We start from the raw sequence: 14,820 nt of genomic DNA, 5'->3' as shown, positions 1-14,820 counted from the left end.
GCGGACAACGTGACTGTGGCGCATGGGATGATTTGGAATTGTCACACAATCGCTCCATAATCCGCGCCGGTTGGTCGTCAGGACGTTCCGGGCGCTCACCGTGCGACCCCTATTCGTGCCAAAACCGCATTGGTTTCGCGCACATCACTGGAGGATGATTGGAAATGCCGTTAATTACTGCATTCATCCCAAGCGAAGACAGGCTGGATTTGTCTTTCGATGGCAACCTAGATTTAACGCTCGCCGATGAAGTCTGCCGCGTTTTTGCGACAATTCCGGCGAATTTGCAAACCTGCATTATGGATCTCACCAGCTTGGATCGGGTCTTTGATTCCGGTCTGGCATTGTTGTGGATGCTCAATGAGCGGCTGCAACATATTGGCGCTCGGGTGGTGGTATTAAGCGATCATCCCGATATTTTGAATCGCATTCCGCGCATTTTAAACAATGTGTTAAGCGTCGTGCCGCAAGATTCGGCGCTCGCTGCGAGATCAAGCTAACGCGCTGAATGTCTTGTTATTTCATCACAACTAAGGCCCGCTTGATGCGGGCCTTAGTTGTTAGTGCGGGGTTTTGGATTATGTGGTTTTCAGCTCAGGCTGACACCACCCTCGCATTGCCAAATGCCATCGCCGCCCCGTACTGGATTTGCAGTAAAATTGTGCACTGCAAAAATCCCAGCTTTGGTTGAGCCGACATGCCCGATTCCGCCGCCCGTCTCCGCGAGATCCCCTACAACTACACCTCTTTTTCTGACCGCGAAATCGTCATCCGTTTTTTGGGTGAACCGCTGTGGCACTTGATCGAAGACCTACGCGGCACGCGCCGCACCGGACGCTCGGCGCGGATGCTATTCGAGGTATTGGGCGATATGTGGGTCGTGACCCGCAACCCCTATTTGCAGGACGATCTACTCGACAATCTCCAGCGGCGACGGCTGTTGTTACAGGCGCTCGATCATCGGCTCGATCAATTCGAGCGTCGGCTCAATGCTAACCAGCGGGCTGCGGAACTCCTCGCCGCAGCGCGGGCAGCGGTCAAACGCTTCGGCGCGTGGTTTGAACAAGAACGCCAGCAGCGGGCGCGGTTGCGGCTCGCGCTCGCGGGCATCACGCGCTCGGATAATCTCGATTTCGGCGGTCTGGCCCGCGTTTCACACGCCACCGACGCGACCGACTGGCGCGTTGAGCTGCCATTTGTCGTCATCTCGCCAGATAGCGAAGCCGAGGTCGCGCCCATTGTCCGCGCCTGCATCGACTGCGGGTTGACGCTCATCCCGCGTGGCGGCGGCACCGGCTACACCGGCTCGGCGGTGCCACTGCATCCGCTGACCGCTGTCATCAATACCGAAAAACTCGACCGACTTTCCGGCGTCGAGCGTATCGCACTGCCCAACGTGGCCGGATTGGTGCCGACCGCGCACTGTGGCGCGGGTGTGGTCACGCGCCGCGTCTCGGATCTGGCCGAAGCCAACGGGCTGGCGTTCGCCGTCGATCCGACCTCGCAAGATGCCTCCTGCATCGGCGGCAATATCGCCATGAATGCCGGTGGCAAAAAAGCCGTGCTCTGGGGCACGGCGCTCGACAATCTGGCTGCTTGGCGCATGGTCACGCCCGACGCTGATTGGCTGGAGATCGAGCGACTCGATCATAATTTAGGGCGGATTCACGATCAGGAACAGGTGCGTTTTCGGCTTTCACGTTTCGCACCGGACGGTATCACGCCGCGTGGCGAACCAGAAATCTTAGCAATGCCGGGCGCGAGTTTTCGCACCGTTGGACTCGGTAAAGATGTCACCGATAAATTCCTCGCTGGTCTGCCCGGCGTACAAAAAGAAGGCTGTGATGGCATTATTACCTCGGCGCGATTTGTCTTGCACCGGATGCCCGAACAGGTGCGCACAGTTTGCCTGGAATTTTTTGGCACCGATTTAGAGTTAGCGGTACCAGCAATTGTCGAGATTAAAACGCTCATCGAATCACGGCCAGATGTCCAAATCGCCGGTCTCGAACATCTCGATGAACGCTATGTCAGGGCTGTCGGCTATGCAACCAAAGCAGCGCGTCATGAATTACCTAAGATGGTGTTAATTGCCGATTTAGTCAGCAATGATGAAGCCGCCGTCACGGCCGCTGCTGAACAGGTAATAACCATTGCGCGTGGACGGGATGGTGAAGGTTTTATTGCCATCAGCCCCGAAGCACGGAAACGCTTTTGGCTCGACCGCGCCCGCACCGCCGCGATTTCACGGCATACCAATGCGTTCAAAGTCAATGAAGATGTGGTCATCCCACTGGATCGGCTCGCCGATTATAGTCGCGGCATTGAGCGCATTAACATTGAACAGTCGATTCACAATAAAGACGCGATTCTCGCCGCGATTCTCGATTATCTCGACCGAGAATTACCCGAAGCTCGCGCAATAAGCGAATATGAAGCCTCAGATGAAGCACAGGCAATTTTAATTACTAAGCAAGCAACAGCCCGTGATTTAGTGCAACAGGTACGCACCCGCTGGCAATTGATTCTCGAACGGCTCGATCAACCCGCCGCCGCTCATCTCGAATTACTCGATGCCGCTGCTCAATCACGGCTACGCGACGGCGATACGCTCGCGGCACTGATGCTGCGGCGCGATTTACGCCAATCAATTCGCGTTGAGGTCGCTGACCGTCTCAATGAGATTTTTTCTGGTCAAGAACTGGCGCGGGTGCGTGAACGACTGCGTGAAATTCATCAGCAGGTGCGTGATTCGCGGCTATTTGTCGCGCTGCACATGCACGCTGGTGACGGCAATGTTCACACGAATATTCCGGTGCATTCATCCGATTACGCCATGCTCCACGCAGCCGACCGTATTGTTGAGCGCATCATGGCATTAGCAACCGGACTCGGCGGCGTGATTTCCGGCGAGCATGGCATCGGTTTAACCAAGCTCCGATTTCTCGACCGCGATAAACTCGACGCCTTTGTCGCCTATAAACAGCGCATTGATCCCAAGGCGGTTTTTAATCGTGGCAAGCTGATGCCGGGATCGGGATTAGCGGGCGCTTATACACCGTCACTGCGTTTAGTGCAGCAAGAAGCGATTATTCTCGAAGAAACCGAACTCGGCGCACTCAATGATGATGTCAAACATTGTTTGCGCTGTGGTAAATGTAAACCCAAGTGCATGACCCATGTGCCACGCGCTAATCTGCTGTATTCGCCGCGCAATAAAATTCTCGGCACCGGATTAATTATTGAAGCGTTTTTATACGAAGAACAAACGCGACGCGGCTTATCACTGCGGCATGTTGCGGAAATGAATGATCTTGCCGATCATTGTACCGTCTGTCACAAATGTTTAACCCCCTGTCCGGTTAATATTGACTTCGGTGATGTCACTACTCGTCTAAGGCGCATTTTAGTTGCTCGCGGTCAAAAGCGGTTTAATCTCGGTGCTTGGGCGGCGATGCAATTTCTCAATCGCACCGATCCACGCGCAATTCGTTTAATGCGTTTGGGATTAGCTGAATGGGGCTTTGCGGCATTAAATCAGGCGCATCGAGTAGCGAAATTATTGGGATTAACACGGCGACGCCTCGCGCAACCGCACGCGACCAGCGGCCATCCGGCGCTACCCGCGCAGATGCTCGATCTGGTGGGGCGTTCGGTGCGGGTGCCGCTGCCGAAGCACACATTCCGCGAAGTGCTGCAACTTGAAGATCGCACCCAGGTACCGATTCTGCGCGATCCACGTCTCGCCGATGAAGGCGAGGCTGAGGCCGTGTTTTACTTCCCCGGCTGCGGCTCAGAACGGCTGTATTCGGATATCGGGTTGGCGACGTTGGCGATGCTGTGGAAACAGGGCGTGCAAACGGTGCTGCCGCCCGGCTATCTGTGCTGCGGCTATCCACAGAGCGCCGCCGGACTGGAAGCGCGTGGCCGTCACATTACGATGGAGAATCGCGTGCTGTTCCATCGTATCGCTAACACCTTGAATTATCTGGATATTAACACCGTGCTGGTTTCCTGCGGCACCTGCATGGATCAGTTGCTCAACTATGAGTTCGAGCGCATTTTTCCCGGCTGTCGGCTGTTAGATATTCACGAATGGCTGATGGAACGCGGCGTGCAGCTCGACGGCACACCCGACGTACACTATCTCTATCACGACCCCTGTCACACACCGATGAAAACCCATGCGCCGCTCAAGGTTGCCGCTAGTCTGCTCGGACAAGCGGTGCGGCTCTCGGATCGTTGTTGCGGCGAAGCGGGCACGCTTGGTGTTGCGCGGCCAGACATCGCCAATCAGGTGCGTTTTCGTAAACAGGAAGAGTTGACCGCTGGCATTCGCGCTTTGACCGGACGTGAACAAGTCACGGATGGCGCAGTCAAGCTGCTCACAGCCTGTCCGGCCTGCCAGCAGGGATTAGGCAAGTATCAGGATGATACTGGACTTGAAACTGATTACATTGTCGTCGAACTGGCCGAGCGGATGTTGGGTGCAGACTGGCGCGAACGCTTTATCGAGCGGGTGCAGGCGGATGGTGTGGAGCGGGTGTTGTTGTAGGCGGGGGGGTGCTGCGATCAAATAGGATCGCTTTGATTTGAACCGCAAAAGACGCAAAGACCAGCAAATGATTAAAATAAATAAAACTTTGCGCTCTTTGTGTGCTTTGCGGTTCAAAAACAAAAAACAATTTTCAGGATCTGATCCCACATGAATGACCCGCTGGTTTTATTTTAAGCGGGTAACGCAGCTCCAACTTCCTCACCTGCACCCGCTCACAATTCCCGCACTATGCCATTGATCTCAAAGGCAATCTGTCCATCCTGAATCAAAACCCGCACCGCGCCGCCGCTCACCAATTCACCGAAGAGCAATTCATTAGCCAGCGGTTTTTTAATCTGCTGCTGAATCACCCGCGCCATCGGGCGTGCGCCCATTTTTGGGTCATAGCCGGTTTTAGCCAGCCAGCGCCGTGCATCTTGATCAATCGTGAGCGCGACCTTTTTCTCGTCGAGTTGCTGTTCTAATTCAAAGATGAATTTATCGACAACGCTGAGAATCGTCGCTTCATTCAGTGGATTAAACTGCACGACGGTATCGAGTCGATTGCGGAACTCAGGCGTAAAATACCGCTTGAGGGCTTCCATGCCATCAGTTGTATGATCTTGTTCCGTAAATCCAATCGAACGCCGGGCGGTTTCTTCCGCGCCAGCATTAGTTGTCATCACTAAGACCACATTGCGAAAATCCGCTTTGCGTCCGTTATTATCTGTCAGCGTCCCGTGATCCATCACTTGCAACAACAAATTAAATACATCGGGATGTGCTTTTTCAATTTCATCAAGCAACAGCACCGAATGCGGATGTTTGTTAATTTGCTCAGTGAGTAAACCACCTTGATCGAATCCAACATAACCAGGCGGCGCACCAATTAACCGCGAGACTGTGTGCCGCTCCATGTATTCGGACATATCAAAGCGCAACAGCTCCATACCCAAAATACGCGCAAGCTGGCGCGTGACTTCGGTTTTACCCACACCAGTCGGCCCAGTAAATAAAAATGAGCCGATGGGTTTTTCTTCATGCCCCAATCCTGAGCGATTCATGCGAATTGCAGCAGTCAATGCGTCAATTGCCGCATCCTGACCATACACCACCATTTTTAGATCGCGATCAAGATGTTTCAGTGATTCGGCATCCGATGCAGAGACCCGTTTTGGTGGAATGCGGGCAATTTTGGCGATAATGGCTTCAACATCACCGACATCAATACGCTTTTTGCGTTTTGACGGGGCCATAAGCTGCACATGCGCTCCGGCTTCGTCAATGACATCAATCGCTTTGTCAGGTAAATGACGATCATTGATATGACGTGCGGCTAATTCCGCTGCCGCCCGTAATGCCGACTGTGTATAGGTCACCTGATGATGTGCTTCAAACCGTGATTTCAGGCCTTTTAAAATCTCGATGGTTTCTTCAACCGATGGCTCTTCTACATCGATTTTTTGGAAGCGCCGTGCTAATGCGCGATCTTTCTCAAAGATGCCGCGATATTCTTGATAGGTTGTCGAGCCAATGCAGCGCAGATCGCCGGAAGCTAACACCGGCTTAATTAAATTCGACGCATCCATCACGCCACCGGAGGCTGAACCTGCGCCGATGATGGTATGAATTTCGTCGATAAATAAGATTGCGTGCGGCTGGCGTTTTAATTGGGTCAAGACTGCTTTCAAGCGTTTTTCAAAATCGCCGCGATATTTAGTGCCAGCGACTAAACCGCCGAGATCAAGTGCATAAATCACGGCGTTATTTAATACTTCTGGCACGTCACCATCGACGATCTTTTTCGCCAAGCCTTCAGCAATCGCAGTTTTACCAACTCCAGCTTCACCGACAAAGAGCGGGTTATTTTTGCGGCGGCGACACAAAATCTGAATCGTGCGCTCAATTTCGGGCGCACGTCCAATTAAGGGATCAATGCGCCCTTGTCGCGCCAATTCATTAAGATTGGTGGTAAAACTTTCGAGCGGACTGGCAGCTTCTTTTTCTTCGCTGCGAGCGTCTTCTGCTTCGCTGCTGCTGGGGGCATCTTCGCCGCGATTTTCTCCCGGCACTTTAGAAATGCCGTGCGAGATGTAATTGACAACATCGAGTCGCGTCACATCTTGCTGATTGAGCAAATAGACGGCTTGAGAGTCTTGCTCGCTAAATAATGCTACTAGCACATTTGCGCCTGTGACTTCTTTTTTTCCGGCTGATTGGACATGAAACACCGCTCGCTGTAATACGCGCTGAAAACCAAGCGTTGGCTGAGTTTCTCGATCCGTATTCGGTGGAATGAGCGGCGTCGTCTCGTCAATAAAGGTCACGATTTCGCGGCGCAAGCGCTCGGCGTCGGCTCCGCAGGCGCGTAAGACTTTAGCTGCCGTCGGATTATCGAGCAGTGATAAGAGCATGTGCTCCACGGTCATATATTCGTGGTGTTTGGCGCGAGCCTCCTTGAAGGCCCGGTTCAGCGTGAATTCGAGTTCTTTGCTCAGCATCGGCCTGTCCCAAGGGTTAAATTCAACGATACAGCGGTTTTTTTCAGTTGTGGACGCGCTCAGGCCTCTTCCATGGTACACATCAGTGGATGCTGATGACTACGCGCATAGTCGTTGACTTGCGCGACCTTGGTTTCGGCGATGTCCTTGGTGAAGACTCCGCAGACTCCGACGCCCCGAGTGTGGATATGCAACATAATTTGGGTCGCCTTTTCTCGATTCATACCAAAAAAGGTCTCCAGAACCAATACGACAAATTCCATTGGGGTGTAGTCGTCGTTTAACAGCAGAACCTTATATTGGGGCGGGCGGCGCAATTTAGGACGGGCGGCCTGCACGCTGAGGCCAGAGTCGCGCTCTTCGCCGGGGTGATGGTCGGTCATAAGTTTGAATAAGCGATCAATCCAAGATTGGGGGCAAACAATGCACGTTTGACCCATGAAATCAAGTCACTATACTACCGAATCAGGGTACCGTTCGTCGGATTCACACGCCGACCGCTCGGTCAGCCTTGGGTGTATGAGGGCCACCCGTGCGGGCGCGTCGTCAGCGGCGTGTCCGGTCATAACAACATAAAGCCGCTCCAAAGCGGTAGGCGATTCTGACATACCCCTGAAGTGTGGAGTTTAGTGAGGAGTAGATGGTGATGATTACTGGTGTCGTCAAATGGTTCAACAACGCGAAGGGCTACGGATTTGTGCAGCCTGAGGGACGTGAGGAGGATGTGTTCGTCCATTTCTCATCTATCGATATGGACGGTTACAAGACCCTGCGCGAGGGCCAGCGGGTCGAGTTTGAGCTAACCGAGGGGCCAAAGGGCTTACATGCGGCGCATGTGCATCGGGTTGTGTGAGTAGCTGTTGATCGAGTCGGTCACGAAGCTTTGGCTTCGTGACTAAAGCGGATTTCTATCAGGTGTTTCTGTCAACATGGCACAGCCAGCCCATAGCAGCATCGTTCGCTGTAGCCATATCGCACAGGCCACGCCCGGTGGCGCTAATATTTTATTAACCTGACGACAGCAAATCTCAGTCAAACCCTGTTATGACCACCATCCGCGAATCCGATTTCATCCAGAGCATCGCCGACGCGCTCCAATTCATTTCTTATTATCACCCGCAGGATTACTTGCAGGCACTCGCGGCTGCCTATGATGCCGAGCAATCACCGGCTGCCCGCGATGCGATGGCGCAGATTCTCTATAACTCGCGGCTGTGTGCCGAAGGTCAGCGCCCGATTTGTCAGGATACTGGCTCAGTGGTGGTGTTTCTGAAAGTTGGCATGGCGGTGCGCTGGGATACCGCGAAAAGTGTGCAGGAACTGGTCGATGCCGGCGTGCGCCGTGCTTACCTGCATCCAGATAATGTGCTGCGTGCTTCAATAGTCGCGCCGCCAATCGGTGCGCGTCGTAATACCGGCGACAATACGCCAGCCGTGGTGCATGTTGAGCTGGTGCCGGGCGATCAAGTCACAGTACGGTTGGCGGCGAAGGGCGGCGGCTCAGAGAACAAAGCCAAGTTCGCCATCCTTAACCCCAGTGACAATCTGGTTGAATGGGTACTCAAAACGGTGCCGACGCTGGGCGCGGGCTGGTGTCCGCCCGGAATGCTCGGCATCGGCATCGGCGGCTCGGCAGAAAAAGCCATGCTCTTGGCGAAAGAAGCCCTACTTGGACACATCGACATCCACGAACTGCGGGCGCGTGGCCCGGCCGATCCGATTGAAGCCCTGCGGCTGGAGCTGTTCGAGCAGGTCAACGCGCTCGGCATCGGCGCACAGGGACTCGGCGGACTGACTACGGTGCTGGATGTCAAAATTCTCACCTATCCGACCCATGCCGCCTCGCTGCCGGTGGCGCTGATCCCGAACTGTGCCGCGACGCGCCATCTGGAATTTGTCCTCGATGGCTCCGGCCCGGCGCAACTGGTGCCACCATCGCTGGAAGATTGGCCCGCAATCACCTGGGCACCGGATCGCACAGCGCGGCGCGTGAATCTCGACACCCTCACCCGCGCTGATATTGCCGACTGGCGGCCCGGCGAACGGCTATTGCTCTCGGGGCGTTTACTGACCGGACGCGACGCCGCGCATCAACGCATCGCCGAATTACTTGCACGCGGCGAACCGCTGCATGCGGGCGTTGATCTCAGCAATCGGTTTATTTATTACGTCGGCCCGGTCGATCCAGTGCGCGACGAAATAGTCGGCCCAGCCGGGCCGACAACGGCAACGCGCATGGATAAATTCACCGAACTCATGCTCAGTCAAACCGGATTGATTGGCATGATTGGCAAAGCCGAGCGCGGCCCAACGACAATAGCATCCATAAAACAACACGGCGCGGTCTATTTAACTGCTGTCGGCGGTGCCGCCTATTTAGTATCAAAAGCAATTCGATCAGCGCGGCTAGTAGCATTTGCCGAGCTTGGTATGGAAGCGATGCGCGAATTGATAGTCGAAGAAATGCCGGTCACGGTTGCAGTCGATAGCCGAGGTGAATCAGTGCATCATACTGGGCCGACTGAATGGGCGGCGCGAATCAAAAGCCAAACGGTGACACTCAAGTAAATTGTCATCCCTGAATGCAGCGAATGCCATCTCAAATTCCCACATTCCTGCATTTTCCAAAAAAATCCTGTTCATCTTGAATCATCCTGTTCATCCTGTCTAAATCAAGCAATCAGCACGACAGTGTATTTGAACATGCTGTCGTGCTGTATGCTGTTACAACAGCCTAAAGCGATTAGGCCGCTTCAATCGGATTCGGCGTAACCTTCCAAATATGCTCGGCATATTCACGAATTGCCCGATCTGAAGAAAACCGCCCAATCCGCGCTACATTCAATAGCGACATGCGCGTCCAGCGTTCGGGATCTTGATACGCAGCACTCACCGTCTGCTGACACTCAAGATACGCACGATAATCAGCCAGCACCATAAAGGGATCATGATTGACCAGATTATCGGTCAGCGGGCGGAATAACTGCGTATCACCATGCGAAAACAGCCCCGAATTAATCAAATCAATATCGGATTTTAACTCGATATCGCTTTGATAATACTCCCACGGACGATAGCCAGTCAGTTGCTGCTGCAAAGCTGCCTCTGCTGTCAGCCCAAAGAGAAAGAAATTCTCCGCGCCGACCGCTTCGCGAATTTCGACATTCGCGCCGTCGAGCGTGCCAATCGTCAATGCGCCATTCATCGAGAATTTCATATTGCCGGTGCCCGAGGCTTCTTTACCGGCTAATGAAATCTGCTCCGACAAATCAGCGGCTGGATACAACCGCTGGCCGTTTTTAACATTGAAATTCGGCAAAAATGCCACGCGCATCCAGCCATTGACTTGCGGATCGTTATTCACCACCTCGGCAACTGCGTTGATGAGTTTAATCATCAATTTCGCCATAAAATAGCCAGGCGCTGCCTTGCCGCCGAAAATAAAGGCACGCGGCACTAAATTCTGTGATTCGCCCTGTTTAATGCGCTGATAACAGCGAATGATATGCAGGATATTAAGATGCTGACGCTTATATTCGTGGAAGCGTTTGGCCTGCACATCAAATAGCGATGCGGGATCTAAGTGAATGCCGGTGGCCTGTTGCATCCAAGTTGCTAAATCCTGTTTAGCCGCGAGTTTGACCGCTCGCCAATCAGCGTGCAATCCAGCATCATCTTGATGCGTTTCTAATTCACGCAGCCGTTCTAAATCACGAATCCACGCATCATGACCACAGGTTTGCGTAATCAGGCGTGATAAACGCGGATTGGCAACCACCATAAAGCGGCGCGGGGTGACGCCATTGGTGACATTATGGAACCGCTCCGGCCAGAGTTCAGCGAAATCTTTAAATAAGGTCGCTTTCACTAATGCTGAATGCAATTCAGCGACGCCATTCACCGCTTGACTGCCGACCACAGCCAGATTTGCCATGCGCACGCGCCGCTCGCCGCCTTCAGCAATCAATGACATGCGCCAGACTCGCGCTTCATCGCCTAAAAAGCGCATCCGCACTTCATCGAGAAAACGGCGATTGATTTCGTAAATTAAATCTAAATGACGCGGCAATAAGCGTTCAAACAGCGCCACTGACCAGGTTTCAAGCGCCTCCGGTAACAGTGTGTGATTAGTATAGCAGAAGGTATGGCGGGTGATGTCCCACGCCTGTTCCCAATTCAGGCCGTGATCGTCGAGCAACAGGCGCATGAGCTCGACCACTGCCAGCGCCGGATGCGTGTCATTCAATTGAACCACGAATTTTTCGGCAAAGCTCTCCAGCGGGCCGACGGTATTTAAATGCAGTCGGATCATATCCTGCATTGAACAGGAGACAAAAAAGTATTGCTGCTTAAGGCGCAATTCTTTGCCGATTTCCGGTTCGTCATTGGGATAGAGCACTTTGGAGATGGTTTCGGCTTCGATCTTAGAATAGACCGCGCCATAATAATCGCCAGTATTAAAAGCTTGGAAATTAAAGGATTCTGAGGCTTCCGCTTTCCATAACCGCAGTAGATTGACGTTTTCGGTGCCATAACCCAAGATCGGGGTATCATAGGCCATGCCGTTAATCATAAATGCCGGTTGCCAGCGCAAGCGCATTTGGCCATGTTCATCGCGGTAGGATTCAGTGTGACCGCCATAGCCAACCGGAAAACAAATCTTCGGGCGTGGAATTTCCCACGGATTGCCATTGCGCAACCAGTTATCGGTTTTTTCGACCTGCCAGCCGTCTTCAATCGCTTGATCGAAGATGCCAAATTCATAGCGAATGCCATAGCCGATGGCGGGCACTTGACAGGTTGAGAGTGATTCCATAAAGCAGGCGGCGAGTCGGCCTAAACCGCCATTCCCCAAGCCGGGTTCTTCTTCTTCTTCGACAATGGCATCGAAATTTAAGCCCAATTCTGCACCGGCTTGACGTGCAGTATCGGTGATGCCGAGATTGACTAAATTACAGGCCAAATGCGGGCCGAGTAGATATTCAGCGGAGAGATAACAGACGGTGCGGGCGTGACTGGTTTTAAAGACTTGGGCGGAATTAACCCAGCGTTTGAGTAATCGATCACGAGTGGTAAAAGCGGCGGCCATATAGAGATCATGGGGTGTGGCCACTTCACGAAAGCGCCCCTGGATATAAAACAAATTATCGAGAAAATCTTGTTTCAGCGCCGTTTTTGACATGCCGGTGCGGGTGCGTTCATGCGTGCTACTGCTGCTCATTGCTGTCCTCGCGCGTGCGGTCGTGGTGGGAATAAGCGTGGGGTCGCACTGTAAAACGCTGGGGTTCGGGCGTCCACTACAGTGCGATGACGGTGGTTGTCAGCGACCAGCTATCCCTTCTTTCAGTCGTGGCAAAAAAGCTGGAGGCTGGAAGCTGACGGCTCGGCTGGCAGCTCCTATCCAAACGTCAACACAAAACGACTGCCCTGCGGTCGGGCGGTGGTGTAGACCAGCCGCAGGCCGTTGGATTCGGCTAGTTCGCGGGCGATGTAGAGGCCCAATCCCGTGCCCTGAGTTTGGGTGGTGAAAAAGGGGTTGAAGATGTCGCCGATGATCTGTGGATCAATGCCCGAGCCGTTGTCCTGTACTTCCAGATAGATGCCTGACGGGGTGCGCCGTCGCCGCCCTAAGCGTAGGCGGATGCAGGCGGTGCGGTCGGGCGGGTGGCCGTGAATCAGCGCGTTTTCGCAGAGATTGGCGACAATTTGATGCAGATGACGCGGATCGGTCTCGATTTCCAGCAGGTGTGCGGCGCTGATGACTTGCAGTTGCGTGATGTCGAGTCCGTGTTGTTCGCGGAACTCCTCAGCAAAGGCAAGCGCCCAGGCGGTCAGATCGAGCCGCTGTGGTTCGATCTGATTGCTGCGCGATAACTGGAGCACACTGCGCACGGTTTCCTCAATGCGGGCGCTGTTGCGCTGGATAATGGCCAGTAAATGCTGATCTTCTGCTGAGACTGCGGGCGCTTCGCCGAGCAGTTGACTGGCGTGACTGATGGCGCTCAACGGATTGCGGATGTTGTGCGCGATGCTGGCCGTCAGGGTGCCGAGTGAGGCCAGTTTGATCTGTTGCGCTTCATAATCTGCTTCGCGCCCATCGCGCAGATAAATCACCACGCCGGTCGCTCCAGCTTGACCGAGCCGCTTGAGCGTGACGCGAACTTCGCGTTGACCGATGAGGACGCGCCCATCACGCGGATTGGTCGCGTGCAGTTCTGCATCGAGCCAGTGCCCGAGTTCGCGGGCCAGCTCGGTTATCGCCGCTCCGGGTTTGGCGCTGCGCATTCCAAGCAATTGCAATGCGGCGGCATTGATGAGCCGCAGGCGGCGCGAGCTATCGGCAACCAGAATGCCGGTGCCCATGTTCTGAATGATGAACTCATTGAGCTGCGATAAATCATCGAGATCGACTTGCCGCCGCGCTGCCAGTGCTTCAGCGAATCGCACGCGCCGATAGAGCACATGCGCCAGCAGCGCGACGGTGAAAAACAGCAGCCCTAGCAGTCCGGCTTGCGTGAATGAAATCGAGCGACTGCTACTGAGCAGGGCGCTATAGAGTTGCTCGCTGATGACCGCGAGCGAAGCCAGCGCCGCAAACAGCAGCGACAGGCGGCCTTCGAGCATCAATGCGCCCGCCGCCACCGCAACTGCCAGCAACATCCCCAGCCCGCTGGTGACACCGCCTGCCGTGTGCATCAGCGCCGTGTAAGCGAGGATGTCGAGAAAAATCGCCAGTTGCACCTGACTCAACCGCGATGGTCGGCGTAGCGATAAACTCAAGCCACTGAGCAACACCAGCAGCGCATAGATCACCAACACATTCCACGCAAGCGGCGTGTTCGAGCGGGCCAGCGCCGGATCCGTGACCGTCGGCGAGAACGCCAACACCAGCCCGATGACCATCAGCAAACGAAACAAAAACAGCCAGCGCAATGCGCTCCAGCTTGGGTAGGTGAGTTCGGTTGCGGGGGTGATGGTCATTAGAGACTACGCATGTGCTTGCGGGTTGTTGCTGCCGGAACAAAAACTATCCGCCGCCTAAAGTTGATTGACTGCGTGCGGTTAGATTTGGATTGTCATCAGACATTAAGAAATCCTATCAATTAGACTACTTGTCAAGTCCCGCGAGATTATAGACACGCTTTTTGAAGCGTTCGGGGCATTGTTGTTGCCAGTCCTTGAGTGCTTGAATCGGCGCGATGTGTCCGAGCGCCTTCTGCGGGATCTGATGATTGTATAACCGCACGTAGCCGTTGAGGGTGTCGGCTAGGTTCTGGGAGGAATCAAAGCGGGTGGTAGCGAGCACCTCGGCAATGCGCCCATTGAAGCGTTCGACCATGCCGTTGGTCTGCGGATGACGGGGGGCAGTGAGGCGGTGTTCGATGCTGTGATCGGCACAGCCTTGGTCGAAGAGATGGCGTCCGGTTGGTTCACGTTCGCCGGTGGCGCAGAAGCGATCAGTGAATTCCTTGCCGTTGTCGGTGAGGATCTTCTCAATCGTGAACGGGGCTTTTTCGACCAGACGCCGCAGGAAATCGCGGGCGTTGGCGGCGGTTTTCTCGGGCAGGATTTCGACATAAACCCAGCGCGAGGCGCGGTCGATGGCGACAAACAGGTATTGATGTGCCGCTGCATCCGGCATCTGCGGCAGGTATTTGACATCGATGTGGACAAACCCTGGTGCGTAGTCCTTGAAGGTTTTGACCGGCTTGGCTTCGCCTTCCGGTTGCGGGATCAGGGCGCTGAGGTTGGAGACGCCGTGGCGGCGCAGACAGCGATCTA

Annotated in this window: 9 protein-coding genes; 4 read left to right on the top strand and 5 right to left on the bottom strand. The window is 54.3% G+C overall.

The window, feature by feature from the left end:
* Positions 1-164: 164 nt before the first annotated feature.
* Positions 165-500 carry a hypothetical protein gene (locus tag BLW10_RS05660; protein WP_091332944.1) on the top strand — a complete coding sequence of 112 codons (336 nt, stop codon included), beginning with the start codon at positions 165-167 and terminating at the stop codon, positions 498-500.
* A 197-nt stretch (positions 501-697) separates the two neighbouring features.
* A complete protein-coding gene (locus tag BLW10_RS05655) occupies positions 698-4,555 on the top strand; it encodes a DUF3683 domain-containing protein (protein WP_091332942.1) in 3,858 nt (1,285 codons plus the stop codon).
* A gap of 215 nt (positions 4,556-4,770) precedes the next feature.
* Here the strand turns inward: BLW10_RS05655 and clpA are convergent, their stop codons facing one another.
* Together clpA and clpS are read right to left on the bottom strand one after the other, a co-directional pair.
* Positions 4,771-7,038 carry an ATP-dependent Clp protease ATP-binding subunit ClpA gene (clpA, locus tag BLW10_RS05650; RefSeq protein WP_091332940.1) on the bottom strand — a complete coding sequence of 756 codons (2,268 nt, stop codon included), beginning with the start codon at positions 7,036-7,038 and terminating at the stop codon, positions 4,771-4,773.
* 59 nt (positions 7,039-7,097) lie between these two features.
* Complete coding sequence (gene clpS, locus BLW10_RS05645; RefSeq protein ID WP_091332938.1) at positions 7,098-7,421, bottom strand: ATP-dependent Clp protease adapter ClpS; 324 nt, start codon at positions 7,419-7,421, stop codon at positions 7,098-7,100.
* 263 nt (positions 7,422-7,684) lie between these two features.
* Between clpS and BLW10_RS05640 the strand changes: the two genes are divergently transcribed.
* Both BLW10_RS05640 and BLW10_RS05635 read left to right on the top strand, forming a co-directional pair.
* A complete protein-coding gene (locus BLW10_RS05640) occupies positions 7,685-7,891 on the top strand; it encodes a cold-shock protein (RefSeq protein WP_091333027.1) in 207 nt (68 codons plus the stop codon).
* 191 nt (positions 7,892-8,082) lie between these two features.
* Positions 8,083-9,606, top strand: a complete 1,524-nt coding sequence (locus tag BLW10_RS05635) for a fumarate hydratase (RefSeq protein WP_091332936.1) — start codon at positions 8,083-8,085, stop codon at positions 9,604-9,606.
* 175 nt (positions 9,607-9,781) lie between these two features.
* Here the strand turns inward: BLW10_RS05635 and BLW10_RS05630 are convergent, their stop codons facing one another.
* The 3 genes from BLW10_RS05630 to BLW10_RS05620 all read right to left on the bottom strand — a co-directional run.
* A complete protein-coding gene (locus BLW10_RS05630) occupies positions 9,782-12,259 on the bottom strand; it encodes a glycogen/starch/alpha-glucan phosphorylase (protein WP_091332934.1) in 2,478 nt (825 codons plus the stop codon).
* Between the two features lie 176 nt (positions 12,260-12,435).
* Positions 12,436-14,019, bottom strand: a complete 1,584-nt coding sequence (locus tag BLW10_RS05625) for a sensor histidine kinase (protein ID WP_091332932.1) — start codon at positions 14,017-14,019, stop codon at positions 12,436-12,438.
* A 127-nt stretch (positions 14,020-14,146) separates the two neighbouring features.
* A partial coding sequence (locus BLW10_RS05620) for a DDE-type integrase/transposase/recombinase (protein ID WP_143117021.1) occupies positions 14,147-14,820 on the bottom strand: 674 nt, incomplete at its 5' end.

It is taken from the genome of Allochromatium warmingii (assembly GCF_900107145.1).
Lineage (GTDB): Bacteria > Pseudomonadota > Gammaproteobacteria > Chromatiales > Chromatiaceae > Thermochromatium > Thermochromatium warmingii.
The sequence above is the reverse complement of the archived record's forward strand: the minus strand, read 5'-3'. Positions and strand labels throughout refer to the sequence as shown.